1 pseudogene is annotated in these 1,117 nt (G+C 39.7%); it reads left to right on the top strand.

Annotation, left to right across the window (positions count from 1 at the left end):
* Positions 1–1,117: pseudogene (locus R7E47_RS25015) on the top strand (serine/threonine-protein kinase); the annotation flags it as partial.

Genomic DNA, 1,117 nt, shown 5'->3' with positions numbered 1-1,117 from the left:
AAAAGAGAAAACGCAATTGAACCCGCTAAAAACGTTAATAAACAAGACTCCACTGAAAATATAAATGAAACGGATACAAAACTGTCTCAAAAAGAAAACACAATACCACCTATCAACAAAAGTGATAATAAGAACACAAAAAACAAAAGTGTTATTAACTCAAATTTAATTGGGCAAACAGTAAAAAACCGTTACGAAATTGAGTCTATTTTAGGTCATGGTGGACTCTGTGATGTTTATTTAGCAAAAGACAAAATTCTTGAGTCTTCTGGCTCGGAGTCCCCTTATGTTGCTCTAAAAGTTTTACAGAAAGAGTTTGCGTCTCAGCCAGAGACAGCAAGAATGTTGATTCGAGAAGCGCAACAAACACAAAGACTTAGTCATCCAAACGTAATCCGGGTCTTTGATTTCGGAGTCGACGGTGATATCTACTTTTTAGTGATGGAATAGATTGACGGCGAAACGTTGGAAAGTTTAATCCAACGATCTCGTCCAAATGGTTTGAAGTACCATGCAATGCTTTCTATCCTCAACCAAATCCTCGACGCACTATCCTATGCTCATTCGCTCGGCGTTGTACACGCCGACTTAAAACCAGCCAACGTAATTTTAACCTCCGAAGGCCATGTAAAGCTTTTGGATTTTGGTGTGTCGAAAACTCACCAGATCAAACAGGATCAGTATGCAGCAAAACGTAAAACAGAAGATCTAGAAACGCTGGGCTACACGCCTAACTACGCCTCACTCAACCTGCTCTCAGGAAAAGAACCAAACATAAGCGATGATATGTTCGCCTTATGTTGTATTACGTATGAATTGTTGAGTTGTAAGCATCCATATTCAAGAACACCAGTTAATGAAGCACTAAAGAAAAATATTAAGGTCTCTAAACCAGCAAATATGCCAATAGCGAAATGGCCGATTTTCTCGAAGATTTTTTCAACTGGCACAATTCCAGCTGATTTTAATGCAAAGACAGTTAAGCGTCGTTTGAACAAGCAATATTGGCCCTTGGCCACTGGTGTCGCAGCCAGCTTATTGTTTGTGGCAGGTCTTGGATTAGTCTACAACCAACAGCAAGTTGCCATTTCCGATCTAGAAGCAAAGCTTAGTCAAC

The organism is Vibrio sp. Vb1026 (genome assembly GCF_033338745.1).
GTDB classification, from domain to species: domain Bacteria; phylum Pseudomonadota; class Gammaproteobacteria; order Enterobacterales; family Vibrionaceae; genus Vibrio; species Vibrio alginolyticus.
This window is presented reverse-complemented; position numbering and strand designations above follow the sequence as displayed.